The sequence below is a fragment of the Amycolatopsis anabasis genome, assembly GCF_009765355.1.
In the GTDB taxonomy this organism is placed as follows: domain Bacteria; phylum Actinomycetota; class Actinomycetes; order Mycobacteriales; family Pseudonocardiaceae; genus Amycolatopsis; species Amycolatopsis anabasis.
The window spans coordinates 78,556-104,211 of sequence record NZ_VTHK01000034.1; the positions used below are offsets into that span (position 1 = coordinate 78,556).

26 protein-coding genes are annotated in these 25,656 nt (G+C 72.1%); 5 read left to right on the top strand and 21 right to left on the bottom strand.

Annotated elements, in window-relative coordinates; translation table 11 throughout:
* Positions 1-43: 43 nt before the first annotated feature.
* The 5 genes from FXO23_RS34395 to uvrC all read right to left on the bottom strand — a co-directional run bounded on the left by FXO23_RS34395 (position 44) and on the right by uvrC (position 5,689).
* The gene (locus tag FXO23_RS34395) at positions 44-634 is read right to left on the bottom strand and encodes a carboxymuconolactone decarboxylase family protein (protein ID WP_158890040.1); all 591 of its coding nucleotides are present in this window, start codon (positions 632-634) and stop codon (positions 44-46) included.
* A gap of 244 nt (positions 635-878) precedes the next feature.
* Positions 879-1,865, bottom strand: a complete 987-nt coding sequence (gene whiA, locus FXO23_RS34400; protein ID WP_158890042.1) for a DNA-binding protein WhiA — start codon at positions 1,863-1,865, stop codon at positions 879-881.
* Positions 1,865-2,839 (bottom strand): gluconeogenesis factor YvcK family protein, encoded by a 975-nt coding sequence (locus FXO23_RS34405; RefSeq protein ID WP_158890091.1) that lies wholly within the window; start codon positions 2,837-2,839, stop codon positions 1,865-1,867. Before FXO23_RS34405 ends, whiA begins: the two co-directional genes overlap by 1 nt.
* A gap of 16 nt (positions 2,840-2,855) precedes the next feature.
* Positions 2,856-3,746: an RNase adapter RapZ gene (gene rapZ / locus FXO23_RS34410; RefSeq protein ID WP_158890044.1), complete on the bottom strand. Its 891-nt coding sequence runs from the start codon at positions 3,744-3,746 to the stop codon at positions 2,856-2,858.
* Positions 3,743-5,689 (bottom strand): excinuclease ABC subunit UvrC, encoded by a 1,947-nt coding sequence (uvrC, locus tag FXO23_RS34415; RefSeq protein ID WP_158890046.1) that lies wholly within the window; start codon positions 5,687-5,689, stop codon positions 3,743-3,745. Before uvrC ends, rapZ begins: the two co-directional genes overlap by 4 nt.
* Positions 5,690-5,912: 223 nt before the next feature.
* Here uvrC and FXO23_RS34420 point away from each other — a divergent pair, with 223 nt between their 5' ends.
* On the top strand, positions 5,913-6,638 hold the full coding sequence (locus FXO23_RS34420; RefSeq protein ID WP_158890048.1) for a S1 family peptidase: 726 nt from the start codon (positions 5,913-5,915) through the stop codon (positions 6,636-6,638).
* Here FXO23_RS34420 and FXO23_RS34425 read toward each other — a convergent pair.
* Positions 6,635-7,315 (bottom strand): HAD family hydrolase, encoded by a 681-nt coding sequence (locus FXO23_RS34425; RefSeq protein WP_158890050.1) that lies wholly within the window; start codon positions 7,313-7,315, stop codon positions 6,635-6,637. The genes FXO23_RS34420 and FXO23_RS34425 overlap by 4 nt on opposite strands.
* Positions 7,316-7,341: 26 nt before the next feature.
* Here FXO23_RS34425 and FXO23_RS34430 point away from each other — a divergent pair, with 26 nt between their 5' ends.
* Together FXO23_RS34430 and FXO23_RS34435 are read left to right on the top strand one after the other, a co-directional pair.
* The gene (locus FXO23_RS34430; RefSeq protein WP_158890052.1) at positions 7,342-8,118 is read left to right on the top strand and encodes an exodeoxyribonuclease III; all 777 of its coding nucleotides are present in this window, start codon (positions 7,342-7,344) and stop codon (positions 8,116-8,118) included.
* Positions 8,119-9,099: an HD domain-containing protein gene (locus FXO23_RS34435; protein ID WP_158890054.1), complete on the top strand. Its 981-nt coding sequence runs from the start codon at positions 8,119-8,121 to the stop codon at positions 9,097-9,099.
* Between the two features lie 90 nt (positions 9,100-9,189).
* Here FXO23_RS34435 and FXO23_RS34440 read toward each other — a convergent pair whose 3' ends face one another.
* From FXO23_RS34440 to FXO23_RS34505, 14 genes are all read right to left on the bottom strand, one after another.
* Positions 9,190-9,636 carry a PH domain-containing protein gene (locus FXO23_RS34440; RefSeq protein ID WP_158890093.1) on the bottom strand — a complete coding sequence of 149 codons (447 nt, stop codon included), beginning with the start codon at positions 9,634-9,636 and terminating at the stop codon, positions 9,190-9,192.
* A gap of 5 nt (positions 9,637-9,641) precedes the next feature.
* Positions 9,642-10,148, bottom strand: coding sequence for a 6,7-dimethyl-8-ribityllumazine synthase (gene ribH / locus FXO23_RS34445; RefSeq protein WP_158890056.1), 507 nt, complete (start codon positions 10,146-10,148; stop codon positions 9,642-9,644).
* Complete coding sequence (locus FXO23_RS34450) at positions 10,145-11,422, bottom strand: bifunctional 3,4-dihydroxy-2-butanone-4-phosphate synthase/GTP cyclohydrolase II (protein ID WP_158890095.1); 1,278 nt, start codon at positions 11,420-11,422, stop codon at positions 10,145-10,147. Before FXO23_RS34450 ends, ribH begins: the two co-directional genes overlap by 4 nt.
* Positions 11,423-11,448: 26 nt before the next feature.
* Positions 11,449-12,084, bottom strand: coding sequence for a riboflavin synthase (locus FXO23_RS34455; protein WP_158890058.1), 636 nt, complete (start codon positions 12,082-12,084; stop codon positions 11,449-11,451).
* Positions 12,085-12,211: 127 nt separating this feature from the next.
* The gene (gene rpe, locus FXO23_RS34460; protein WP_158890097.1) at positions 12,212-12,886 is read right to left on the bottom strand and encodes a ribulose-phosphate 3-epimerase; all 675 of its coding nucleotides are present in this window, start codon (positions 12,884-12,886) and stop codon (positions 12,212-12,214) included.
* A gap of 148 nt (positions 12,887-13,034) precedes the next feature.
* Positions 13,035-13,973: an FAD-dependent oxidoreductase gene (locus tag FXO23_RS34465; protein ID WP_158890060.1), complete on the bottom strand. Its 939-nt coding sequence runs from the start codon at positions 13,971-13,973 to the stop codon at positions 13,035-13,037.
* A gap of 52 nt (positions 13,974-14,025) precedes the next feature.
* Entirely contained in the window at positions 14,026-14,448 is a 423-nt protein-coding gene (locus FXO23_RS34470) for a hypothetical protein (protein ID WP_158890062.1), read from the bottom strand.
* Positions 14,449-14,527: 79 nt separating this feature from the next.
* A complete protein-coding gene (locus tag FXO23_RS34475; RefSeq protein WP_158890064.1) occupies positions 14,528-15,508 on the bottom strand; it encodes a zinc-binding dehydrogenase in 981 nt (326 codons plus the stop codon).
* 83 nt (positions 15,509-15,591) lie between these two features.
* On the bottom strand, positions 15,592-16,095 hold the full coding sequence (locus FXO23_RS34480) for a flavoprotein (RefSeq protein ID WP_158890066.1): 504 nt from the start codon (positions 16,093-16,095) through the stop codon (positions 15,592-15,594).
* On the bottom strand, positions 16,095-17,528 hold the full coding sequence (locus FXO23_RS34485; RefSeq protein ID WP_158890068.1) for an RsmB/NOP family class I SAM-dependent RNA methyltransferase: 1,434 nt from the start codon (positions 17,526-17,528) through the stop codon (positions 16,095-16,097). Before FXO23_RS34485 ends, FXO23_RS34480 begins: the two co-directional genes overlap by 1 nt.
* Positions 17,525-18,466 (bottom strand): methionyl-tRNA formyltransferase, encoded by a 942-nt coding sequence (fmt, locus tag FXO23_RS34490; RefSeq protein ID WP_158890070.1) that lies wholly within the window; start codon positions 18,464-18,466, stop codon positions 17,525-17,527. Before fmt ends, FXO23_RS34485 begins: the two co-directional genes overlap by 4 nt.
* A gap of 53 nt (positions 18,467-18,519) precedes the next feature.
* A complete protein-coding gene (locus FXO23_RS34495; RefSeq protein ID WP_158890071.1) occupies positions 18,520-19,365 on the bottom strand; it encodes an arginase family protein in 846 nt (281 codons plus the stop codon).
* Positions 19,362-21,173, bottom strand: a complete 1,812-nt coding sequence (ggt, locus tag FXO23_RS34500; protein ID WP_158890073.1) for a gamma-glutamyltransferase — start codon at positions 21,171-21,173, stop codon at positions 19,362-19,364. The genes FXO23_RS34495 and ggt overlap by 4 nt, the downstream gene beginning before the upstream one ends.
* A gap of 12 nt (positions 21,174-21,185) precedes the next feature.
* Positions 21,186-22,124, bottom strand: a complete 939-nt coding sequence (locus FXO23_RS34505) for a threonine ammonia-lyase (RefSeq protein ID WP_158890075.1) — start codon at positions 22,122-22,124, stop codon at positions 21,186-21,188.
* A gap of 24 nt (positions 22,125-22,148) precedes the next feature.
* On the opposite strand from FXO23_RS34505, the gene FXO23_RS34510 reads away from it, so the two are divergent.
* Together FXO23_RS34510 and FXO23_RS34515 are read left to right on the top strand one after the other, a co-directional pair.
* The gene (locus FXO23_RS34510) at positions 22,149-22,676 is read left to right on the top strand and encodes a peptide deformylase (RefSeq protein WP_158890077.1); all 528 of its coding nucleotides are present in this window, start codon (positions 22,149-22,151) and stop codon (positions 22,674-22,676) included.
* Positions 22,673-23,317, top strand: a complete 645-nt coding sequence (locus tag FXO23_RS34515) for a GntR family transcriptional regulator (protein WP_158890079.1) — start codon at positions 22,673-22,675, stop codon at positions 23,315-23,317. Before FXO23_RS34510 ends, FXO23_RS34515 begins: the two co-directional genes overlap by 4 nt.
* Positions 23,318-23,377: 60 nt before the next feature.
* Here the strand turns inward: FXO23_RS34515 and FXO23_RS34520 are convergent, their stop codons facing one another.
* On the bottom strand, positions 23,378-25,498 hold the full coding sequence (locus tag FXO23_RS34520) for a primosomal protein N' (RefSeq protein WP_179956966.1): 2,121 nt from the start codon (positions 25,496-25,498) through the stop codon (positions 23,378-23,380).
* Positions 25,499-25,656 lie beyond the last annotated feature (158 nt).

A 25,656-nucleotide genomic window follows, 5' to 3' on the forward strand; every position in this document is an offset into this window, starting at 1 on the left:
GCCCGCCGTGTTTCCGTTCGTCGCGTCGAGGTGAACCGCTGCGTTACGAGTCGCCCGGGGTGGCCCCCTTTCCCGGTAACACCGACGTGAAGCGCGCCGCCCAAGGTTCGAGCGGGACGCGGGCGGCGTTGGCGGCGAACGAAATGGCGTGGTACCAGCCGGTGAGCAGGATGAGGTCGAGCAGTTGCTCCGGGGACCACGCGGCGGCGGCCTCGGCCCACCGGTCGTCCGGCACGTCGGACCGGTCGTGCAAGGCGTCGACCAGGCGCACCAGCAACCGGTCGCGCGGCGACCACGGCTCGAGGTCCGGGCTCGCCGTGGCCGCGATCTCGGCCTCGGTCAGCCCGGCGTGCGGAGCCGCGAGGGTCGCGTGCACGCCCCATTCGTACTCGCAGCGGCAGCGCGCGCACACCCGCAGGATCACGATCTCGCGCTCGCGGTGGGGCACCGAGATTCCGCGGCCCAGTTCGTAGCCGCCCCAGGGCATCATCGAGCGGACCAGGTCCGGCTTGCGGGCGAACATCCGGAACAGCGCCAGCGGCGGATGGCCGGTTCCCCGGGGCATCAGGCTTTCCAGCAACTCCTGCGTTTCGGCCTCGTACGGCGGTTCCAGCGGTGGGATCCGGGCTGCCATGCGACCACCTCCGTGCTTCGGTTTTCGAAGCACCAGGTTACCTCATCGTCGTGGGTCTCCCGGTCGACGTGGTTGGGGTCGTGAGCGTTTACGCCGGTTAGAACCGGTCCAACCACTCACGACCCACCCCACCCGGCCCCGATCTGCCAAAAAAAATAGCGAGGGACCTTTACTACGGCTCAGCGGTAGTAAAGGTCCCTCGCTCTCGACAGACCGTAGCGAAGGTCCCTTGCTTTTTTGGCGGTCAGGCGTCTTCTTCGAGCATCTCCGGGGTCACCGCGGATTCGGTGTCCGGGATGTTCTGCTCCTTCGCCTTCTTGTCGGCCATCGCCAGCAGGCGGCGGATGCGGCCCGCCACCGCGTCCTTGGTCATCGGCGGATCGGACAGCTGCCCCAGTTCCTCCAGGGACGCCTGGCGGTTCTGCAGCCGGAGCTTTCCCGCGGTCAGCAGGTGGTCCGGCGCGCTGTCCCCGAGGATTTCCATGGCCCGTTCGACCCGGGCCGCCGCGGCGACCGCGGCCCGCGCCGAGCGGCGCAGGTTCGCGTCGTCGAAGTTGGCCAGCCGGTTCGCGGTCGCGCGCACCTCGCGCCGCATCCGGCGTTCCTCCCACTGCAGCACGCTGGAATGCGCCCCGAGCCGGGTGAGCAGCGCGCCGATCGCGTCCCCGTCGCGCACCACGACCCGGTCCGCCCCCCGGACCTCGCGCGACTTCGCCTGGATGCCCAGTCGCCGCGCCGCGCCGACGAGCGCGAGCGCCGCCTCCGGGCCCGGGCAGGTCACCTCCAGCGACGACGACCGGCCGGGTTCGGTCAGCGACCCGTGCGCCAGGAACGCCCCCCGCCAGGCGGCCTCGGCGTCCGCGATCCCCCCGGACACCACCGCCGCCGGCAGCCCCCGCACCGGCCGGCCGCGCTGGTCGATCAGCCCGGTCTGCCGGGCCAGGCCCTCGCCGTCCTTGACCACGCGCACCACGTACCGGGTGCCCTTGCGCAGCCCGCTGGACGAGATCACGTGGACATCCGAATGATGCCCGTACAGATCGTGGATCTCCTTGCGCAGCCGCCGCGCGACCGAACCGGTGTCCAGTTCCGCCTCCACGACGACCCGGCCGCCCACGATGTGCAGGCCACCGGCGAAGCGCAGCATCGAAGCGACCTCCGCGCGGCGCGGCCCGATCTTCGTGATCTCCAGACGACTCAGTTCGTCCTTGACCGCAGCCGTCATCGCCATTACCCCTCCACCCCTCTCTCACCTGGGCGCCCGGTCAGACCGAGAGCCTCTCGCACACACGTCGCCAGCGCATCCGGATCGTGCCGGCCCGCCACGCGCGGGTCGGCCACGTCCGCCAGATGCGCCCGTGCTCCCAGACCGGCCGCGGCATCGCGCAGCCGCGCCGGGGTCGGCACCGAGTCGCGATCGGCGATCACCGCGTCGACTCGGAGCCCGGGAGCGTGCTGGAAGAGTACGTCCAGGTGCCGTTCGGGTGAGAAGCCAGCCGTCTCCCCCGGCTGGGGAACCAGGTTCAGGATCACCACCTTGAGCGCCTCGGTGCGGACAAGAGCATCGTGCAGTTCGGGGATGAGCAGGTGCGGAAGGACGCTGGTGAACCAGGATCCCGGGCCGAGGAAGACCACCTCGGCGCCGAGCACTGCCTCGACCGCCTCGGCGCACGCCTTCGGCGGCTCGGTGGACTGCGGTTCGGTGTGCAGGGTGATGCGCTCGACCTGACCGGGCGTGCTCGCGACCGCGACCTGTCCCCGGATCCGGCGCACCCCGCCGTCGTCGTCCAGGCCCGCGACCTCCGCCTCGATCTCGAGCGGCTGCACCGACATCGGCAGCACCCGGCCGGACACCCCGACCAGCCGGCTCGCCTCGTCCAGTGCGGCGACCGGATCCCCGAGCACCTCGAAGAGCCCGGCCAGCAACAGGTTCCCCACCGCGTGCCCGGCGAGCGCGCCGCTGCCGCCGAAGCGGTGCTGGAACACCTCCGCCCACAGCGAGCCGCCGTCCTCGGCCGCCGCCAGCGCGGACAGCGCCTGCCGCAGGTCACCCGGCGGCAGCAGGCCGAGTTCCCGGCGCAACCGGCCGGACGACCCGCCGTCGTCGGCGACCGTGACGACCGCGGTCACATCCGTGGTGATCCGCCGCAGCGCGGTGAGCGTGGCGTGCAGCCCATGCCCGCCACCCAGCGCGACCGCGCGCAACCGACCCGTCACCGGTTCACTCACGGCCAAGATCGCGGTGCACCACCTTTACCGCCATTCCGTCCTCATTGGACAGACGATTCGCCAGTTCCTCGGAGATCGCCACGCTGCGGTGCTTCCCGCCGGTGCAGCCGACCGCGAGCGTGAGGTACCGCTTGCCCTCGCGTTTGTACCCGGCGCCGATCAGGCGCAGCAGGTGATGATAGCGGTCCAGGAACTCCTCGGCGCCCTCCTGGCTGAGCACGTAGTTGCGCACCTCGCCGTCCAGGCCGGTGTGCTCGCGCAGTTCGGGGATCCAGAACGGGTTGGGCAGGAACCGCACGTCCATCACCAGATCGGCGTCCATCGGCAGGCCGTACTTGTACCCGAAGGACAGCACGGTGACCCGGGTCTGGGTGCTCGCCTCCGAGCCGAACGCGTCCTCGATCTTGGCTCGCAGGTCGTGCACGGACAGCGCCGAGGTCTCCAGCACCAGATCCGCCTCCTCGCGCAGCGGCGCCAGCAGCGCCCGCTCGGCGGTGATCCCGTCGGCCAGCCGGCCGTCGCCCTGCATCGGGTGCCCCCGCCGGACGGCCTCGAACCGGCGCACCAGCACCGCGTCGGTGGCCTCCAGGAACAGCACCCGCGGTTTGTACCCGCGCGCGTCCAGGTCCTTGATCACCGACGCGAGATCGTCGGTGAAGGCCCGCGAGCGGACGTCCATCACCACGGCGACCTTGGTGATCGCGCCCCGGGCCTGCGCCCCGAGTTCGACCATGGTCGCGATCAGCTCGGGCGGCAGGTTGTCCACCACGAACCAGCCGAGGTCCTCCAGGCATTTGGCCGCGGTGCTGCGGCCGGCGCCGGACAACCCGGTGACCACGGCGACCTCCATCCCGGAGGTCCGCCCTTCGCTCTCGCCCGTCATGTTCCCCTCTCCCCTTCCGCGCTCTCCCCGAGCGCCGCCGCGACCGCCTCCGCGGTGCGTTTCCCGAAGCCCGGCACGGCCGCGATTTCCTCCACGCTGGCCTGCTTGAGTTTCTTCACCGAGCCGAAGTGCTTGATCAGCGCGGTCTTGCGTGCCTGCCCGAGCCCGGGCACACCGTCCAAAGCGGACGCCTGCACCCGCTTGCCCCGCTTCTCCCGGTGGTAGCGGATGGCGAACCGGTGCGCCTCGTCGCGCACGCGCTGCAGCAGGTACAGCGCCTCGGAGGTGCGCGGCAGGATGACCGGATCGGGATCCCCGGGCAGCCACACCTCCTCCAGTCGCTTGGCCAGTCCTACCACGGAAACGTCGGTGATGCCGAGTTCGGCGAGCACGTCCGCGGCGGCGGTGGCCTGCGGCCCGGCGCCGTCCACAACCAGCAGGTTCGGCGGGTACGCGAACTTGCGCGGCCGGCCGGTCTCCGGATCGATGCCGGGCGTGGTCTCGTTCACCGCGTCCTCGGTCTCCTTGAGGTAGCGGTGGAACCGCCGCCGCACCACCTCGGCGATGGAGGCCACGTCGCCCTCTTCGGCGGCCTCGCGCAGGGCGAACCGGCGGTACTCCGACTTGCGCGGCACGCCGTCCTCGAACACCACCAGGGACGCGACCACGTCACTGCCCGCGATGTGGCTGATGTCGACGCATTCGATGCGCAGCGGCGCGGTGTCCAGGCCGAGGTTCTCCTGCAGTTCGGACAGCGCCGCCGAGCGCGCGGTGAGGTCGCCGGCGCGGCGCAGCTTGTGCTGGGCGAACGCCTCCGCGGCGTTGCGCGCCACGGTTTCCGCGAGCGTGCGCTTGTCGCCGCGCTGCGGTACGCGCAGCTGCACCCGGGACCCCCGCAGCTTGGACAGCCACTCGGTCACCGCCTCGGCGTCCGGCGGCAGTTCCGGCACCAGCACCTCGCGCGGCACCGGCGTGCCCGTTTCGGCGCCCTCGGTCACCAGTTCGGCCTGCTCGCCGTAGAACTGCGCGAGGAACTGCTCGACCAGCGCGGGGACGTCCATCTCCTCGGCCTTGTCGATCACCCAGCCGCGCTGCCCGCGCACCCGGCCGCCGCGGACGTGGAAGACCTGGACCGCGGCCTCCAGCTCGTCGTGCGCGAAGGCGACCAGATCGGCGTCGGTGCCGTCGCCGAACACCACGGCCTGCTTCTCCATCGCCCGCCGCAGCGCGCCCAGATCGTCGCGCAACCGCGCGGCGCGCTCGAACTCGAGCGACTCGGACGCCTCGGCCATCTCCTTCTCCAGGCGGCGCACCATGGCGTCGGTGCGGCCGGCCAGGAAGTCGCAGAAGTCCTCGACGATCCGCCGGTGCTCGTCGGCCGACACCTTGCCGACGCACGGCGCGGAGCACTTCTCGATGTAGCCGAGCAGGCACGGGCGGCCGATCTGGCCGTGGCGCCGGAACACGCCGCCCGAGCAGGTCCGGGCCGGGAACACGCGCAGCAGCAGGTCGAGCGTCTCGCGGATCGCCCACGCGTGCGCGTACGGGCCGAAGTACCGCACGCCCTTCTTGCGCGCCCCGCGGTAGACGTGCAGCCGTGGGTATTCCTCGTTCAGGGTCACCGCGAGCACCGGGTAGGACTTGTCGTCCCGGTACCGCACGTTGAACCGAGGGTCGAACTCCTTGATCCAGTTGTATTCCAGCTGGAGCGCTTCGACCTCGGTGGACACCACGGTCCACTCGACACTCGCCGCGGTGGTCACCATCTGCTTGGTGCGCGGATGCAGCCCGGTGAGGTCGGCGAAGTACGAGTTCAGCCGGCTGCGCAGGCTCTTCGCCTTGCCGACGTAGATGACCCGCTTCGTGCTGTCGCGGAACTTGTACACGCCGGGGGCGTCCGGGATGCTCCCCGGTGAGGGACGGTAGGTGGACGGGTCAGCCACGTCGCCAAGCCTATGGCTCGGGTCCGACAGTCTCGCGAACCCCTGCCCCTCACTCCCGCCGACCACACCTTGTGCTGATCTTTCGCGATCATCGCGCACGCGGCGTAACCAATCTGCCCGGATGCTGGAACATCCGACGTTCGTTGGTACCTAACGTGAATCCTGGTGGTTACTTTCCGTCCGACACCGAGGTCCGGTGTCTCCCTGCGGAAAGGACCAGACTATGAGCCCAGTTCGCGCGCTGAGCGCGCTCTGCGCCGCCACGTTCGCACTCACCCTCGCCACCGGCGCCGCGGCCGCCGCCGAGCCCGCGGGCGTGCAGCCGAACATCATCGACGGCGAGCAGGCCGAGCAGGTGCCCTGGGGCGCCCAGGTGTACGTCAACACCTCCGGCCGCCCGTGGGACGGCTTCAACTGCTCCGGTTCGATCATCGCCAAGGACTGGGTGCTCACCGCGCAGCACTGCCTCGACGAGGACGGCAGCGGCATGCGGGTCAAGGTCGGCTCGAACACGCTCGGCCAGGGCACGGAGGCGACCGTGGACAAGAAAGAGGTCTCGCCCAACGGGGACATCGCCCTGCTGCACCTGGCGAAGCCGATCGAGACCACCTACCTCACGCTCGGCGACAGCGACCCGTCGTCCGGGGAGAACACGATCTACGGCTGGGGCCGCGAGACCCCGACCGGTCCCCCGGCGAACGAGCTGAAGAAGGCGACCGTCAAGGTCACCGGCACCTCGACCGACGCGTTCGGCGGCCGCGCGATCCAGAGCACCGGGGTCAACGGCGCCGCGTGGAAGGGCGACTCGGGCGGCCCGCAGGTCGCGGACGGCAAGCAGGTCGGCGTCGCGTCCACGGTGCTCAACGACGGCACCGACCCGAACGGGACGAACAACTACGCCAGCGTCGCGGCCAGCCGGGACTGGATCAAGTCCACCGCGGGGGTCTAGAGCGCGAGCAACCCGGCGACGACCTCGTCGAGCCGTTCGGCCACCACGTGCGGGCGCTCGACGACGGCGGGCACCCCGCCTTCGAGCCGGGTGGCGAGCCCGGCGAGCAGGCCGGCCCGCACCGCACCATGGGTGTCCCAGGAATGCACGGCGACCAGCGCCGTGCGCTCCGGTGCGGAGCCGGCCCGCTCGCAGGCCCAGTGGTAGACCCGCGCGGGCGGTTTGAACGACCGGATCGCCTCCGCGGACAGGATCCCGGCGAACCGGTCCCGCATCCCCAGTCTGTCCACTATGGACTCCAGGATCGACGCGGAGCCGTGGGTGAAGGCGTAGAAGGGGATCCCGGCCTCGGCGAGCAGCGCGGACGCGGGCTCGGCGTCCGGTTGCAGCGGCAGTGCGGCGAACCCGTCGAGCACGTGGTCGATCTGCTCGTCGCTCAGCGAATGCCCGGACGTGATCGCCAGTTCCGCCTTCGCCACTTCCCGGAACGGCGGCGCCTCCCCGGCCAGCGTGTACGCCATCCCGTCGCGCAGGGTGCGCGCGAAGAACAGTTCGAGCTCGTGCCCGGGGCGGCCGACCTCGACGAACCGCTCGCGCAGCGGTTCCAGCCTGATCAACGTCTCGAACACGTCGAACAACACGACTTCCGGCCTGCGCCCGGGCACCCGATCGACCATGTCCCGAGTGTGCCATTCTCGGCAGTATGCGCATCGCGACCTGGAACGTGAACTCCGTCGGCGCCCGGCTCCCCCGCCTGCTGGAGTGGCTCGAATCGGCCGCACCGGACGTGGTTTGCCTGCAGGAGCTCAAATGTGACACCGAGGCCTTTCCCCTCGACGAGGTCGGCAAGCTCGGGTACGACTGCGCCGCGTACGGGGCGGGCCGGTGGAACGGCGTCGCCATCATCTCCCGGGTCGGGCTCGAGGACGTCACCCGCGGCCTGCTCGACGAGCCCGGCTACGAGGACGTGACCCAGCCGCGGGCGATCGGCGCGACCTGCGACGGGCTCCGGATCTGGTCGGTGTACGTGCCCAACGGCCGCGAACCGGACCATCCGCACTACGCCTACAAGCTGCGCTGGCTGGAGGCCCTGCGGGCGACCGTGGCCGCCGAGCAGACCGGGCGGCCGTTCGCGGTGCTCGGGGACTTCAACATCGCGCCGACCGACGAAGACGTGTGGGACATCAGCGTGTTCGCCGAGTCGACCCACGTCACCGAACCGGAACGCAAGGCACTGGCCGTGCTCCGCGAAGCCGGGCTCACCGACGTCCTACCGCGCCCGCTGAAGTACGACCGCGCCTTCACCTACTGGGACTACCGGGCGGGCGCGTTCCCGAAGAACCGCGGCATGCGGATCGACCTGGTCTACGCCGACGCGAAGTTCGCGGGCGCGGTCACCGACGCCTACGTGGACCGCGAGGCACGCAAGGGCAAGGGCGCCTCCGACCACGCCCCGGTCGTCGTCGACCTGTCCGTCTAGATGGCGTACCGCTCGATCGCCGTCGCCGGAACGCTCGGTCACGACGGCGTCTACCGCGACCCGCTGTGGGAGCAGACGCTCGCCCTCACCCCGCTCGAGCAACGCCTCCTGCGCACCCCGGCGGTGCGCAGGCTGCAGTTCATCGCGCACGCCGGCGCCGCCGCGGCGACCACGATCCAGTCCTACAGCCGCCTGGAGCACAGCCTCGGCCTGCTCGTCCTCACCGCGCACTTCGCACCGGACGACCACGCGGCCCGGATCGCCGCGCTGCTGCACGACATCGGCCACCTCCCGCTCAGCCACACCTTCGAGGGTGTCGCCGGACTGCACCACCACGACCTCGGCGCGCGCCGCGTCCGCGCCCTGGCGCCGCTGCTCGCCGAGCACGACGTGGACGCCCGCGACGTGCTCGCCGCCGAATCCGGCGCCCGCCCGTCCGTCCTGTCCGCGATCCCGGGTGGCCTGAAGCTCGACCACCTGGAATCCCTGCTGCGCAGCGGCCGCACGCACGGCCGTCTCACCGAGGCTCCGGCCGACACCCTGGCGAAACTGACCGCGGATCACCGCGGGGTGAGCACCGATCCGGCCACCGCCCGGTACGTCGCCGCACTCGCGGTCGGCGAGGCGCGCTACCGCTTCACCCCGGAAGGCGCGATCGCCACCGGAGTCGCGCGCGGCCTGGTCGCGCGGCTGCTGAGCGAACCCGGCGCCGATCCGGCCGAGGTCGCCGAGCTGACCGACGACGAGCTGTGGTCCCTGCTGCTGCGCCACCCGAGCACCGCCGAGCAGGCGCGGCTGTTCCGGAACGACCCGCTGGCCTGGGAGTTCACCACCGAACACCGCGACGGCTTCCGCTACGAGATCGACCGCCTCTACCTGGACACTCCCCTGGTGGACGGCGTCCCCACCGGAATCCCCGCCGACCTCGCCGCGGAACTCCCCACCCTCCCGTGGAGCTGCACCCTCACCCTCCGCCAGTAGCTCCCCCAATGCGGCATTGGTGACCTTCAACGCCCCGAACGCCGCATTGGGTACCTTCAGTGCCCCGAAAGCCACATTGGGGGACTGGAGCTAGCGGGAGGTGGCGGCCTTGTGCAGGCGGCGCAGGGCACGCACGGCTTCCACGGCGCGTTCCCGGTCCACGGCCTGCACGGCGAGCACCGAGTAGTACTCGTCCTCGGGCAGTTCGAGCCGTGCCCAGGAGGCGCCGTCCGGGAAGCTCACCGAAAGCACCTCGTCCCAGGAGAACCGCCGCGTCAGCAGCACGTTCCGCACTTCGATGCCCTCGGCGTCGGCGCGCACGCGGGCGGTGGTGAACAGCATCGCGCCCGCCCCCAGCAGCAGGCCGATGCCGATCATCGCCACCTGGTCGGAGGTCTGGAAGATCGCGCCGGTGTTCGAGCTGCGCAGCAGCACGCCGACCGTGGTGAACGCGGCGACGAGCACGAGTGCGCAGGCGCCCGCCATCCACATCGCGCGGCGCGGGCGGATCACCAGGGTCTGTTCCTCGGCGGTCATCACGGTCACACGAAACCTCGCTCGGTCCACGGGGCGCGCAGCGAACGCAGCACGTGCGCGGTGTCCAGCGCGGCCACCGTCGCCTCGTGGCCTTTGTCCTCTTTGGACCCCGGCAGCCCGGACCGGTCCAGGGCCTGCTGCTCGGTGTCGCAGGTGAGCACCCCGTTGCCGACCGGCGTGCTCTCGTCCAGCGCCACCCGGGTCAGGCCCGCGGTCACCGCGTCGCAGACGTAGTCGAAATGCGGCGTCCCGCCCCGGACCACCACGCCGAGCGCGACCACCGCGTCGTGGTTGCGGGCCAGCGCCTGCACCACGACCGGCAGCTCGATCGCCCCCGCGACGCGCACCACCGTCGGCTCCTCGTCCAGCTTCGCCTCGCGGGCAGCGGCCAGCGCCCGCTCGACGAGGCTGTCGGTGATCTTCGGGTGCCACCGGGTCGCGACGATCGCGAGCCGGAGGCTATGACACTCGGACAGGTCCAGCTCTACCTCTGGACGTCCTTCACCGCTCACCCTGGGCCTCCGCCGTTCCTGGTCTGCTCGATGTCCGCGCCGACCTGGTCGAAGTTTTCCAGCTGCGGCAGATCGTGTCCCATCCGGTCCCGCTTGGTGCGCAGGTACCGCAGATTCTCCGGGTTCGGCGAGATCGGCAGCGGCACCCGCCCGACCACCCGCAGGCCGTACGCCTCCAGCCCGACCCGCTTCGCCGGGTTGTTGGTGAGCAGCCGCATCGACCGCACGCCGAGGTCGCACAGGATCTGCGCCCCGGTGCCGTAGTCACGCGCGTCGGCGGGCACGCCGAGCTCCAGGTTCGCGTCGACGGTGTCCGCGCCGTTGTCCTGCAGCTGGTAGGCCTGCAGCTTGTGCATCAGACCGATGCCGCGGCCCTCGTGCCCGCGGATGTAGAGCACCACGCCGCGGCCCTCGGCGGCCACCGCTTCCAGCGCGGCCTGCAGCTGGGGGCCGCAGTCGCAGCGCAGTGAGCCGAAGATGTCCCCGGTGAGGCATTCCGAGTGCGCCCGCACCAGGATGTTCTCGCCGTCGCCGATCTCGCCGTAGACGAGCGCGACGTGCTCGATCCCGTCGAGCAGGCTGTCGTAGCCGATCGCGCGGAACGTCCCCGCCGCCAGCGGGATGCGCGCCTCGGCCACCCGCTCGACCTGCTTCTCGTGCCGCCGCCGGTAAGCGATCAGATCGGCGATCGTGATCACCTGGAGGTCGTGGTCCGCGGCGAACACCTCGAGTTCGTCGCGGCGGGCCATGTCGCCCTCGTCCTTCTGGGACACGATCTCGCAGAGCACACCGGCCGGGTGCAGCCCGGCCAGCCGCGCCAGGTCGACCGCCGCCTCGGTGTGCCCGGGCCGGCGCAGCACGCCGCCTTCCTTGGCGCGCAACGGGACCACGTGCCCCGGCCGCCGGAAGTCCGAGGCCTGCGATTTCGGGTCGGCCAGCAGGCGGATGGTGTGGCTGCGGTCCGAGGCGGAGATCCCGGTGCTGATCCCCTCGGCCGCGTCCACGGTCACCGTGTACGCGGTGCCGCGCTGGTCCTGGTTGGTGTGGTACATCGGCGGCAGGTCCAGCCGCTGGCAGTCCTCCTCGGTCAGCGACACGCACACGTATCCCGAGGTGTAGCGGACCATGAACGCCAGCAGCTCGGGCGTGGCCTTCTCCGCGGCGAAGATCAGGTCGCCCTCGTTCTCGCGGTCCTCGTCGTCCACGACGACCACCGGGCGCCCGGCGGCGATGTCGGCGATGGCCTGCTCGATCCCAGCCGAGTCGAGAGTCACCGCCGCACTGCACGGCGTCTGCTCACTCACGCGTCCTCCTCGGTACCGGCCGTGACTCCATTGTGCTCCGTTCGGGGAGGCAGATGTGGTGACGCCAGTTTCTCCACATATTTGGCCAGCACGTCCACTTCGAGATTGACGAGATCGCCCGGTTCCGCCCGGCCGAGCGTGGTCAGCTCCAGCGTGGTCGGGATCAGCGCGACGGTGAACTCGTCCTGTTCGATCCCGGCCACGGTGAGTGACACGCCGTCGACCGCGATCGAACCCTTCTCGACCACGTACCGGGACAGCCCGGGCGGCAGCGCGAACCGGGTCAGCCCCTGCGCGTCCCGGGAGAGGTAGACCCCGGTGCCGTCGACGTGGCCCTGCATGATGTGCCCACCGAGCCGATCGCCGACCGCGGTGGCGCGCTCCAGGTTCACCTGGTCACCGACGTGGATCTTGGCGAGGCTCGATCTGGCCAGCGTCTCGTGCACCACGTCCACGGTGAACTCGTTGCCCGCCACGTCGACCACGGTCAGGCACACCCCGCTGACCGCGATCGAGTCGCCGTGTTTGGCATCGGTGGTGACCAGCGGACCACGCACGGTGAGCCGAGCGGCGTTCGGAACCTGCTCGACGCCGGTGACCTCGCCGAGTTCCTCGACAATCCCGGTGAACACTGCCTGCCTCCTGTGTCCGGTGCGGCCGGGATGACGCGCACCCGTCAATGGTGACCCTTCCGGCGGCTCAGCGGTGCATCCCGGTGATGGTCGACACTTCCGAGTGTCCGCGCGTCGGAACTGAAGATCAGTGTGCCGCGCCCGCGCGGGCGGCCTGCTCCCGGAGTGCGGCAACGGCCTGACCGGGGTCCCCGGCGCCGTAGACCGCCGAGCCCGCGACGAAGCAGTCGACCCCGGCCTCGGCGGCCTGTTCGATGGTGTCGGCGTTGATGCCGCCGTCGATCTCCACGACGACGTTGAGGTGACCGGTGTCCACCAGCCGCCGCGCGGTGCGCACCTTGTCCAGCACGCGCGCGATGAACGACTGCCCGCCGAAGCCCGGCTCGACGGACATGACCAGCAGCGTGTCGTAGTGCTTGAGGGTGTCCAGGTGGTCTTCCAGCGGGGTGTCCGGCTTGATCGACAGCCCGGCCTTCGCGCCCGCCGCCCGGAGGTCCTTGGCGATCTTGACGGGATCGCGCGCGGCCTCGACGTGCACGGTGACGTTGTACGCCCCGGCCTCGGCGTACCCGATGGCCCAGCGGTCCGGGTCCTCGATCATCAGGTGGCAGTCCAGCGGCAGGTCGGTGTGCTTGAGCAGGGACTGCACCACGGGGAGGCCGAGCGTCAGGTTCGGCACGAAGTGCGCGTCCATCACGTCCACGTGCACCCAGTCGGCACGGGTGTCGCCGGTCCCGGCGACGGCTTCGATTTCTTCGCCCAGGCGGGAGAAGTCGGCGGACAGGATGCTGGGTGCGATCAGGGGTCGTTCGGCCACGGTCCGCAGTCTAGGAGGCGAGCGGGAAACGACACGGACCCCCTCCACGGTGCGGAAATCCCGGTTCCGGAAGTTCCGGTGTCACCATGACCACAGTCACTCTGGGTAGAAAGGTCATCACCAGGTCCGGCGCTCACGACCCGGCCAGTAGGTCGCGGACGGCGTGGGCGGAGCCCCAGGAGAGGCTGACGCCCATGCCCGCGTGGCCGTAGTTGTGGATCACCCGGGTGCCGTCGATCCGTTCCGGCTCGAGGCGGGCTTCCGGGCGGCCGGGGCGCAGGCCGACCTGGTGGCCGAGCACCTCGGCCCCGGCGAGTTTCGGTTCCGCCTCGACGCACCGGGCGCGGATGCGCTCGGCGACCTCGAGGTCCGGTTCCAGGCTCCACTCCCCCGGTTGCGACACGCCGCCGAGCAGCACCCGGTCGCCGTGCGGGAAGAACCCCGTCCATTCGACGTCGGCGACCGCTTCGAGGTAGAAGTGCCGGATCCCGGGATTGCGCACGACCACGTGCTGGCCGCGGATCGGGCGCACGGTGTCGTCGCCCGCGAGTTTCCCGGCCGCCACGCCGGTGCAGTTCACCACCGCACCGGCGGCCCGGGTGGCGTCGGCGAGGCTGCGCACGGTCCGTTGTTCGATCTCGGTACCCGCCGCGGACAGCCGATCCACCAGATGACGCAGATAGCGCGGGAGGTCGATGAGCGGGACCGTGGTCCACAGCCCGGCCAGCATCCCGTCGGGGAGTTCGTCCGGTCCCAGCATCCGCACGTCCGGCAGATCGTCCAGCCAGGGCGGTGGTTCGGTCGAGAGGTTGGACACCTCGAGGCCGCGTTCGAAGTGGACACCCGAAGCCGGATCCGCCGCCAGCGCGGAAAGTTCGGTGAAGGTGACCCGGCTCCAGGCGAGATCGCGCGGTGTGAACCCCGGACCCCACAGTCCACTCGCGACGGACGAGGTCGTTCGTTCCGGTGGCAGTTCGGCCCAGACGCGCACCCGGTGCCCCGCTTCCGCGAGAACGACCGCGGTGGTCAGCCCGATCACGCCCGCCCCGAGAACCAGCACATCATCGGTCATGCGGCGGACGGTACCGAGACCACCGGCCCCTGTCTTGGCGAAAACGGAGCCCTCAGGCCTGATGGCGCTGGTAGGCCTTCGCGTCGAACCACGCCTGCACGGTGTCGTGGAAGAGGGTGCTGATCACCAGGAAGGCGAGGGCCAGGCCCGCCACGGCGGTCAGTGCGCCCATGACCAGGGCGATCACGCCGTTCACGCACAGCAGCGCTTCGAAGATCAGCAGCGGCCAGCGCCCCCAGGCGCGGCCGAGCGCGATCGCCGCCGCGGACACCAGCGCGGCCGCCGCGAAGAAGAGCGACCCGTACGCGAGGACGGGCAACAGGCCGTCGACGTCCTGGCCGTGCTCGACGCGGTCGCTGATCTCCTGGAGGACCAGCACGCCGTAGAACGCGTTGAGCACCGCCTGCACGCCGACGAGCACCAGCACCGCGACGAGCCGACCGGGCATGCGCGCGCGCAGCGCGGGATTGGTCATCGTGGGTCCCTTCCGTGCGGGCCGATCCGGCGGCGCGACGGTAAGCCCAAGACGCTGGGACCCCTCCCGGCCGAACGCTTCAGGGTTTGAGGACGGTCTTGCCGATCGTGCCGCGGCCGACCACGGCGTGGTGGGCCTGCGCGGCCTGAGCGAGCGGGAAGGGCTCGCCGACGAGCGGCACCAGGCGACCCGCGGCGGCCTCGGCGATCGAACGCTCCTCCAGGGCACGCAGGCCGCCCGGGCGGTTCAGGATGTTCGGGCCGAGGGCGACCTTCACCGTGAGGTAGCGGGCGAACAGGTCGTCCACGGTCAGTTCCGCGCCCTTGCCCGCGGACCAGCCGAACAGGATCAGGCGGCCACCGATGCCGAGCAGTTCCAGCGCCTGCCGCCCGGCCGCACCGCCGACACCGTCCAGGACCGCGGTCACCGAACGCTCGCCGAGCGCGGCGCGGACCTGGTCCGGCCAGTCCGCCCGGGTGTAGTCGACGGCGTGGGTCGCGCCGAGTTCGCGTACCCGCGCCACTTTCTCCGCTCCGCCCGCGACCCCGACGACCGTCGCGCCGATGTTCCGCGCGGCCTGCACGAGCAGGTTCCCGATGCCCCCGGCCGCCGCGGTCACCAGCACCACGTCGTCCGCGGTCAGTTCGGCGTTGTCCAGCACGCCCAGCGCGGTCCGGCCGGTGCCGATCATGGCGACCGCCTGGTCGTCGGCGAGGCTGTCCGGCAACGCGTGCAGCGCGGCCGCGTTCGCGATCGCCAGTTCGGCGTACCCGCCGCTGGCCGCGCCGAGGTGCGCGACGACCCGCTTGCCGAGCCAGTCGGCGTCCACGCCCTCGCCGAGTTCGTCGACCACCCCGGCGACCTCGCGGCCGGGGGTCATCGGCAGTTCCGCCACCCCGAACGGCCCCGGCTGCCCCTCGCGGAGCGCCGTGTCGAGCAGGTGCACACCGGCCGCGGCGACCGCGATCCGGACCTGGTCCGGGCCGGGGTGCGGATCCGGCACCTCCTCGTAGCGCAGGTTCTCGGCCGGGCCGAACTCGTACTGACGAATGGCGTGCATGGACATCTCCCAGACTGGCTCGAAGTAACTGCTCGCCAACCTAGAAGCTCTAGTTAACTAGAGGTCAACGCGTGTGGGTTTGTTCACTGCGGCAACAGATCCAGGATCGAGGTCCACGATTCCTCGATTTTCAACCGGCGCAGCAGGACCCCGCCCGCGGTGAGCGCGTCCAGGTGGTTACGCCACGCGGGGTGGCGCGACCGCGCGGCCTGCACCTGGTACCCGACCGCGATCGTCACCCGGGGATCGCCGAGCACGTCCCCGAGGACGGTCAGCGCCTGGTTGTCGGCGATCCCGAGCGCCAGTTTCGCCACCGAATTCGCCGAAGCGGGCGCGAACAGGAAGACCTCGGGATCCGGATGCGGCCGCGGCTCGCCCGGCAGCCGGGACCGGCTGCGCACCGGAAGATCGGTCAGCGCCCGCAGTTTCCCGAGCTGGTCGGCCGCCTCCAGCCAGCGCGCCGCGGTCGGGGTCAGGGTGATCGCCAGCCGCCAGCCCCGGGCCGCCGCGGGCTCGGCCAGTTCGGTCGCGAACCGGGTGTCCAGCCCGCCGCACGAACTGGCGACCAGCCCGAGAACCCGCTCCACTAGGCGGTTTCCGGTCGCCTGAGCACGGCGCAGAACATCGCGTCGGTGCCGTGCCGGTGCGGCCACAGCTGCACGAACGGGCCCTCGCCCAGGTGCGGAACGCCGGGGAAGAACTCGCGCGCGTCGAGCACCTCGGCCTTGGCCCGGCGTGCTCCCTCGCCGACGACGCCCTCGGTCTCCCCCAGGTGCGGCGAGCACACGACGTAGGCCACCACGCCGCCCGGGCGCACCAGGTCCAGCGCCGAGGCGAGCAACTGCCCCTGCAGTTTGGTCAGATCCGCGACATCGGAGGGCTGGCGCCGCCAGCGCGCCTCCGGGCGGCGGCGCAACGAGCCGAGCCCGCTGCACGGGGCGTCCAGCAGGACCCGGTCGTAGCCGCCCGCCAGGCCGGACTCGCGCCCGTCCGCCACGTGCACGGTGACCGGCAGCCCGTCGACCGACTTCTCCACCAGCCGCGCCCGGTGCGGCGCCTTCTCCACCGCGTCGACCCGCGCACCGGAGAGTCCCGCGAGTGCGCCGAGCAGCGCCGCCTTGCCACCCGGCCCGGCGCACAGATCGAGCCAGCGTTCGTCGGCCCCCTCAACCGGCGCCTTGGTCAGCGCGACGGCGCAGAGCTGGCTGCCCTCGTCCTGCACGGCGGCGAGCCGCTCGCGGATCGGTTCCGAATCCGCCGGATCGCCCGCGCCCGAAGGCAGCCGGACCCCGTAGGGCGAGTAGGGGGCGACCTCGCCGCCGGTGATGGCGGCCAGCTCGTCCGCGCTGATCTCGCCGGGCCGCGCGACCAGGTGCACCTCGGGCCGGGTGTCATCGGCCTCGAGGGCAGCCTTGAGCTCGGGGCCCTTGTCCCCCAAGGCTTCCGCGAACGAGCGCGCCACCCAGCGCGGGTGCGCGGTGCGCAGCGCGAGGTTGCCGATCGCGTCCTTCTCCGGATCCGGGGCGAGCTGGTCCAGCCACGCGGATTCGTCCTTTTCGGACACCTTGCGCAGCACCGCGTTGACGAACCCGGCGACATGCGAACCCGCGTCCTCGCGGACCAGGTCCACAGTGGACCCGACCGCCGCGTGCTCGGGAATCCTGGTGCGCAGCAACTGGTACGCGCCGAGCCGCAGCCCGTCCAGCACCGCGCCGTCCAGTTTGGACAGCGGTCGGTCGCTGCACGCGGCGATGATCTCGTCCAGCAGGCCCTGCGCGCGGGCGGCGCCGTAGGTCAGCTCGGTGGCCAGCGCCGCGTCGCGGCCGCTGATCCGGCGGCCGCGCAGCAGTTCCGGCAGGGCGAGGTTCGCGTACGCGTCGCGCTCCCGGATCGCGTGCAGCACATCGAGGGCCACCCGGCGAGCGGGATCGGTCGCCGGTGGGCGGCGTGGCCCCGGTTTCCGCGGCGCGGGCCGTCCCCGCTGCGGCCGCGACGGCCTGCGTTCCCGATCGGGGCTCATCCGAGGCGTTCTCCCTGCTCGATCCTGGTGCCCCGAGCCCAGTCGGTGGCCGCCATCCGTTTCTTGCCCTGTGCCTGCACCTCGCCGAGGACGACCGGTTTGGTCGCGGTGCCCACGAGCACCCGCTTGCGCTCGACGCGCAGTTCCCCCGGCGGGAGCCCGGTTTCGTCCACCTGCCCGGCATCGATCCGCGACACCGGCCCGAGTTTCAGCCGCTCGCCGCGGAATTCCGCCCAGGCGCCCGGCTCCGGGGTCACCGAGCGCACCAGCCGGTCCACCGCGGTCGCCGGATCGGTGAACGAGACGTGCGCGTCTTCCACGGTCACCTTCGGCGCGTAGCTCATCCCGTCCGCGGGTTGGTCGACCGCGCGCAGCGTGCCGTCCTCGATACCGTCCATAGTGGACACGAGCAGCCGCGCGCCGGAAACCGACAGCCGCTCCAGCAGCGCACCCGCGGTGTCGCCGGGCGCGATCTTCTCGGTCACCACGCCGTACACCGGCCCGGCGTCGAGTTCCTTGACGATCCGGAACGTGCTGGCGCCGGTCAGCTCGTCACCGGCCCGGATCGCGGCCTGCACCGGCGCGGCGCCCCGCCACGCGGGCAGCAGCGAGAAATGCAAATTCACCCATCCGTGTACCGGTACGTCCAGTGCCGCTTGTGGCAGCAATGCGCCGTAGGCGACCACCGGGCACGCGTCCGGCGCGAGCGCGGTCAGCTTGGCGAGGAACTCCGGGTCACCGGCCTTGCGCGGGGTGAGCACCTCGATGCCGTGCTCGTCGGCCAGCGCGCCCACCGGCGACCGCACCAGGCGACGGCCGCGGCCCGCCGGGGCGTCCGGCCGGGTCACCACGGCGACCACCTCGTGCCGCTCGGACTCCAGCAGGGCGCGCAGCGAAGGCACCGCGGGGGCGGGGGTGCCCGCGAACACGAGTCGCATCAGCGCACCTCGCGGGCGGAATCGAGTACCTCGGAAGATTTGAACATCGCCGGTCAGTCTAAAGCCCGGCGAAGAAACCCTCCGATCTGCTCGGCCAAGTCGAGTGCCGCGTCCTGAATTCCGCTACCGGAATCGGCGAACGGGTTGTACGCGGAAAGCGTCGCGCCCGCGATCGGATAAGCCTCGGCGACCGCCGCCACCGCGTTCCGGACCTGCCGCGCGTCGGGGCCGCCCCCGGCCGCGTAGGCGTTCGCCCGGCCGACCGTGTCGAGATCGTGCACGTCGAGGTCGACGTGCAGGTGGATCCGGGTCACCGTGGGCGGCAACCGGCGCAGCGCGGCGGTCAGGCCGTCCGCGTGCACCTCCCCGGGCGGGACCACGTGCAGCTCGCTCGCCTCGATCAGCGCCCGTTCGCCCTCGTCGAGGTCCCGGGCGCCCGCGAGCACCACGTTCGCCTCGGGCACCGGGCGGAAACCGGGCACGGCCGCGGTGAGCGGACGCCAGCAGCCGCCCGTGAGCATGGCCAGCGCCATCCCGTCGAAGAACCCGCTCGGACTCGATTCGGGGGTGTTGAAGTCGCCGTGCGCGTCGAACCAGACGACCCCGAGGTCGTCGGTCCTGCCGGTGATCCCGGCGACCAGGCCGACCGTGGTGTTGCAGTTGCCCGCGAGCAGGAACGGCGGGCCGCCGCCGCGGACCAGCTCGGCGACCTCCCGGTGCAGCCGCGCCGCGGACCGGATCTCCGGGAGGTCCTCCCCGATGTCCACAATCCGCGTGCGGACGTCCGGGCCGATCCGGTCCTCGACGCCCCGATCGAGCAGTTCGTCGGGCCCGGCGCCCATCCACCGGCCGCGCACGCCCGAATCGTAGGGAACCGTGATGAGGTCGATCCCGGTCACTTCTTCTCCCACGGCCACCGCCACGGCAGGACCACCTGGGCCGCTCCCCCGCCCCGGCGGACGGGTTCCGCGGCGGCCAGCCAGCGGCCGTCCGGCAGCCGTTCCACCCCGGTCGCGGCGCCGATCTCCGCCGGCGCGCTGGAGAACTCCTGGCCTCGCGCGCGCAGGTCCGCGGTTTCCGGCTGATCAAGGAATCCCGGTTCGACCTGGGCGTTGTTGGAGTTCCGCTGGGACGCCCGGGGCGCGGCGATCGCGTCCACCAGCGAAAGCCCGCGGTCGAGGCGGCCGGTGAGCACCTGCAGCGCCGTGGTGATGATCGAGGCGCCACCCGGCGAACCGACCGCGAGCAGCGGTTTCCCGTGCTGCAGCACGATGGTCGGCGACATCGACGAGCGCGGCCGCTTGCCGGGGCCGGGCAGGTTCGGATCGGGCACGCCCGGGGTCACCGGGGTGAACGAGAAGTCGGTGAGCTCGTTGTTCAGCAGGAACCCGCGCCCGGGCACCACGATCCCGCTGCCGCCCTCCTGCTCGATGGTCAGCGTGTAGGCGACCACGTTGCCCCAGCGGTCGGCGACCGTGAGGTGCGTGGTGTTCTCGCCCTCGTACGGGGTCGGCGCGGGCGTGGCCCCGGCCGCGCACGGCTGGGGGTTACGCGGATCGGCGGGCGGGACCGGGCTGTCCAGCGCCTGCTTGGGGTTGATCAGGCACGCCCGGGTGTCCGCGAAGCGCTGGCTGAGCAGTTCGGCGCTGGGCACGTCGACGAACTTCGGGTCCCCGATCCACTGGTTGCGGTCGGCGAAGGCCAGCCGGGTGGACTCCAGGAAGTAGTGCAGGTAGTCGGCCTTGCTGAGCTTGCCGAGGTCGACGTTCTCCAGGATGTTCAGCGCCTCACCGACCGTCAGGCCACCCGAGGAGGGCGCGGGCATGCCGTACACGTCCCGGCCGCGGTACTCGGTTTTCGCGGGTGCGCGTTCCTCGGTGCGGTAGGCGGCGATGTCGGCGGCGGTCAGCTTCCCGGGCCGCACCCTCAGGCCCGCGGCCGGGTCGACCGGCGGCCGCCGCACGGCCTGCGCGATCTCGGCGGCGAGCGGGCCGCGGTACAGGGCGTCGGCGCCGGTCGCGGCGAGCTGGGCGTAGGTCGCGGCGAGGTCCGGATTGGTGAACGTGCTGCCGATCGCCGGTGGCGCCCCGCCGGGCAGGTAGAGCGAGCGGGTCGACGGGAAGGCCGAGAACCGCTTGGCGTTGTTGGCGATCTGGGTGTGGAACGTCCTGTCGACGGTGAATCCCTTGCGCGCCAGCTGTTCGGCGGGTTTGAGGACCTTCGTCAGCGGTTGCGTGCCCCACTTCCGCAGCGCGTCGCGCCAGGTCGCCGGGGTACCCGGGGCGCCGACCGACAGGCCGCTGGTCACCGCCTCGTCGAACGGGATCGCCTTCCCGTTCTCGGTCAGCAGGTTCTCGTCCGCGGTCGCGGGGGCCGTCTCCCGGCCGTCGAGCGTGTGCACCTGGCCGGTGCGGGCGTCGTAGTAGACGAGGAATCCGCCGCCGCCGATGCCCGCGGAGAACGGATCGGTGACGCCCAGCGCGGCCGCGGTCGCCACCGCCGCGTCGACGGCGTTGCCGCCCTCGCGCAGCACCCGCGTGCCGATCGCGCTCGCGTCCGCGTCGATGCTGGAGACCGCGCCCAGGTAGCCCACGGCCTCCGGCGACTTCGGGCGTGCCGGCGCGGCGGAAGCGGTGCCGGCGGGGATCAGCAGGGCGGCCGCGGCGACCACCACCGCGACCCGGCGGATTCTTTGCGGTACGGGCATTTCGGCAGTCTGTCACGCCGAAGTGAGCTCGGCGAGCAGCTTTTGGGAGTAGTTGCGGCCGGTGATGATGGTTCCGGCCGTCTCGCCGGGCAGGTCGTGCTGGAGCAGGGCGGCGAATCCGGCCACCGCGGACGGTTCCAGGAGCATGCCGAGCGTGTCCCGGGCCAGGCGCAGGCCCTCGACGAGGAATTCCTCGCCGACGAGCACCATGTCGTCGACGTACTCGCGGGTCCACCGCACCGACACCGGAACCGGGACGCGGACCGCGATGCCGTCGGCCGAGGTGTGCGCCGCCTCGGTCGAGATCGGCCGCCCGGCGCGCCAGCTGCGTTCCATCGCGGGCGCGCCGGCCGCGCAGATCCCGATGACCCGGGTCCGCGGCGAGTGTGCCCTGAGGTAACGGCCGATCCCGCTGATCAGCGAGCCGTTGCCGACCGGGACGAGGATCGTGTCCAGGCCGAGCGGGGCGAGTTCGGCCGCGATGGTGCCCGCGCCCTCGGCGATCGCCGGGGCCTCGCCGTCCTCGACGAACAACCGGCCGGGTTCGCGGGCGTACTCGCGGGCGGCGTCCTTCGCGGCGTCGAAATCGGCGCCGACCTGGCGGACGTCCGCGCCGAGCGCCCGCATCCGGGCGACCTTGCCCGGGTTGGCGTTCGTCGCGGTGAAGACGGTGACCAAGCTGTCGCGCTTGGCGCCCGCGTAGGCGATGCCCTGGCCGAAGTTGCCGGCCGAGGCGCAGACGACCTCCTGCCCGCCCTCGACGCCGTGCAGGTAGTAGTCGGTGCCGCGGCCCTTGAAGCTGCCCAGCGGGTTGAGGGTCTCGATCTTGACCACCAGTTCCCGGCCGAGGCGCTCGGACAGCGTCGGCTCGCGGAACTGCGGCGTGTTCCGGAAAGCGGGCTCGACGACCCTGGCCGCTTCCTCGATGTTCCCCAGGGACAACTCGGTCATGTGTTCATCGTATACGATGTGCGGATGGCGGTCAGGAACACGCTTCAACTCGGTGACCCGGTGTTGCGCACGCCGTGTGCCGAGGTCGGCGATCCGGCGGCGCCCGAGGTCGCCGCGGTGGTCGCGGATCTGCGGGACACGCTCGCCGACTGGGTGCGGCGCACGACCTACGGCCGGGGCATCGCCGCGCCGCAGATCGGGGTGTCGCGGCGGCTGGTGTACCTGGACTTCGACGGCCCGCTGCCGATGGTGAACCCGCGGATCGTCGGCCGCTCGGACACCGGCTGGACGCCGTGGGACGCCTGCCTGAGCTTTTCGGTGGAGATCTTCTGCCGGGTCAATAGGTCGGTCTGGGTCGACGTCGAGTACTCCGGGCTCGACGGGCGGCGGCGGGTGATGCACGCCGAGGGCGAACTCGGCGAATTGCTGCAGCACGAGCTCGACCACCTCGACGGCATTCTCGCGGTGGACCGGATGACCGACGTGTCGACGTTGTGCATGCGCGGCGAATTCGAGCGGCGGCACCGCGACGAGAGCCCGTACCGGCGATGATCGAACCCATCGCGCGCGCGGAACCGTTGCGGGAGGCGGTGTACGGCCGGATCGTCGGGTTGTTCTGGTCGGGGCGGTATCCGCCGGGCACCGCGCTGACCGAGGCGGCGCTGGCGCGGGAGCTCGGGGTGTCCCGCACACCGGTGCGCGAGGCGCTGCTGCGGCTGCAGGCCGAGGGGGTGCTGGACGCGACCCTCGCGCGCGGGTTCACCGTCCGCCCGCTGCGGGTGCGCGAGGCGGAGGAGCTGTACCCGATCCTGGCGGCGCTGGAGTCGCTCGCGGTCCGGACGGCGACGGTTCCCGGGGATCTCGGCGAGCTGGAGCGCCTGCTCACCGAGCTGGAATCGTGCCCCGATCCGGTGCGGCGCTGGCAGCTCGACTCGGCGTGGCACGCGGGACTGGTCGCCGCTTCCGGCAACGAGCAGCTGATCGCGCTGGTTTCCCGGGTGCGGACGAGCCTGTCCCGGTACGAGCTGACCTACATGCGCGAGACCCCTGTCCGGGCGGACGCCGATCGGCAGCACCGCGCGATCCTGGCCGCCTTCGCCGCGGGCGATCTCCCGGCCGCCGCCGACCTGCTCACCACCCACTGGCACCACGGCCAGTCGTCAATCGTCACCTGGCTCCGAAACATGTCATGAGGGGTCCCCTTCTGACACCGGGTGTCATGAGGGGACCCCTCCGGACAGTTCGGGGACGGGTCAGATGAGGTTCAGCGGGTCGAGTTGCACGCGGGCGGGGTCGGCTTCCTTGCGGGCGACCCGGCCCGCCTGGGCGTGGGCCAACGCGGCGGCGAGGGTCCGCCCGTCGCCGCGGGGCACCCGGATCAGGGCGCGTTCCCGTTCCGACCGGCCGTCCTCGTCGAGGTCGCCGAGCGGCACCGGGCCGAGCACCTCGCCGGACTCCGGCAGGTCCAGTTCGCCCAGCAGTCCCGCCACCGCGTCCGGGGTGCCCTCCACACTCGCCATCCGCACCGCGGGCGGGAACCCCAGTTCCCGGCGTTCGGCGAGTTCGTTCTGCGCGTGCCAGCCCGGATCCCACCGCACCAGCGCCTGCACCGGGGCGAGGCCGGCTTCCGCGCCGACCACGACCCGGCCGTCCGACCGGACCAGGGCCGCGGCGGCCATCCACCGGCGCAGCGTCTCCTCGGCGGCCCGCAGATCCTGGCGGCCCAGCAGCGCCCAGCCGTCCAGCAGCAACGCGGCCCCGTACCCGCCTTCGGCCACCGGTTCCGCGCCGGGCGTGCACACCACGAGCGTGGGCCGCCCGGGCACCTGGGCGAGCACCTCCTGCGCGCCCGAGGTGCGCACCGGCGTCCCCGGGAACGCCCGGCCGAGTTCCTCCGCGGTCCGCTTCGCACCGACGACCACGGCCCGCAACCGCACCGATCCGCAGGCCGCGCACCGGTAGTTCGCGTCGGGCACCCCGCACCAGCGGCAGATCGGCGGGCGGGCCCGGCCGTCGTCGGTACCGCCGGGCAGCGCGAGCGGACCGGCGCAGCGGCGGCAGTGCGCCGGGGTCCGGCAGTGCCCGCACGCGAGCGCCGGAACGTATCCCCGGCGGGGCACCTGCACGAGCACCGGGTGGCCGTCGGCGAGCGCCTTGCGGGCCGCCTCGAACGCCACCGACGGCAGCCGGGCCGCCTTGGCCGCCTCGTCCCGGGCGAGGTCGAAGTCCTCACCGACCGGGGTCACCCGAGGCGCTGCCGCGCGCAGTTCGTCCCGCCCGGCGAGCACCGGATGCGCCCAGCCGGTTTCCACCAGCAGCTGCGCCTCCGCGGTGCGGCTGAACCCGGCCACCAGCAGCGAGGCCTGCGCCGCGTGCGCCCGGAGCATGAGCACGTCCCGCACCTGCGGATACGGCATATGCGGATCGACGTGCAGATCGTCGCCGTCGTCCCAGACGGCGAACAGCCCGGGGTCGGCGATCGGCGCGAACATCGCCGCACGCGTGCCCACCACGGCCCGGACCGCCTGCCGCGAAACCGCCAGCCACCGCCGGTACCGCTCGGCGGGCCCCAGATCCGCGGACAGGGACACGACGGCGTCCTCGCCGATGAGCCGCGCGCACGCCGCGTGCAACCGGGTGAGGTCGCGATGATCGGGTACCACCAGCAGCGCCCCGCGCCCGGTGGCCGCCACGGTCGCGGCCGCTTCGGCGAGCCGGACCGGCCAGTCCTCCCCGGGCAGCGCCTGCCAGACGGCGTTCGCGGGCCGCTTCGCCCGCAACGCCTCGACGAACGCCGCACCCCGCTGGTACCGCTGCCACCCGTGTTCATCCGGCGACTCCGGCACCGCGGCGGGCGCACGCGCGGGCTCGCCCTCGGCCTTCGCGTGCCGCGGCGGGATCGCCAGGCGCAGCACGTCGATCATCGAGCCGCCGTAGCGCTCGGCCACCGTGCGGGCCAGTGCCGCCAGCTCCGGGCTCAGCACGGGTTCGCTCGAGGTCACCCGCTCCAGGAAGGCGAGTTTGCCGTCGTGGTCGGTGGTGTCGGCGCGTTCGAGCAGGAAGCCGTCGACGAGCTGCCCGGCGAACCGCACCCGCACCCGGCACCCCGGGACCGCGGCCTCGTCGAGTTTCTCCGGCACGTGGTAGTCGAAGGTGCGGTCCAGATGAGCGAGCGGGACGTCCACGATCACCCGCGCGACCGGCCGGTTCGCGGCGGGCTGCTGCTGCCCCTTCCGCTCGGCCGCCTCGGACCTCGCCCGGCCCTTGCGGGCACGCTGCGGCTTCCCCTGGGCGCGCCCGCGCTGAGCGGCGCTCTTCGGGGGCGGGGTGACCTCGGGGATCTCCCACAGCGGTGTCGTTTCCGGGCGGTTCACCCCCCGATCTCTACCAGACCCCGCCGACCGGCCCGGCGCGGTGCCCCGAACGGGCCGCTCGGGGCGCCGCGCGCCGGGTGATCAGGCTCCGGCCGCCGTGCGGAGGTTGTCGGCGCGGTCGGTGTTTTCCCAGGGCAGGTTCAGCTCGGGCCGCCCGA